General features: G+C 58.7%; 1 protein-coding gene. It reads left to right on the forward strand.

Annotated elements, in window-relative coordinates:
- Nucleotides 1-35: 35 nt before the first annotated feature.
- Nucleotides 36-269: hypothetical protein (locus tag KMS84_RS40165; RefSeq protein ID WP_256921595.1), on the forward strand; the 234-nt coding region annotated here is incomplete at its 3' end.

Here is a 269-nt window from a genome sequence, read left to right on the forward strand (position 1 = left end):
GGCCTATTGAGGGCTTTCAGGAGGTCGTGAGGCTGGTGCGTGACGACCGTGATCGTCCTGTTCGGCTGGACGTTCGTACGGAGCATCTTCGTGACTACCTAAAGGCCCGGGGAATGTATCTGCTGCTTTCGAGCTACCGGAGCCGCCGGCAAATTGTGGCGGATGCCTCCCACGTCAAATGGATGTCGGAGGTTGTAGAGGAAATTCGGGGCGAGGACAAGTGGGTGGGTGTCAACCTTGCAATCCACGAAGGCGGAATGCCCTACGGC

The organism is Streptomyces hilarionis (assembly GCF_024539675.1).
GTDB classification, from domain to species: domain Bacteria; phylum Actinomycetota; class Actinomycetes; order Streptomycetales; family Streptomycetaceae; genus Streptomyces; species Streptomyces hilarionis.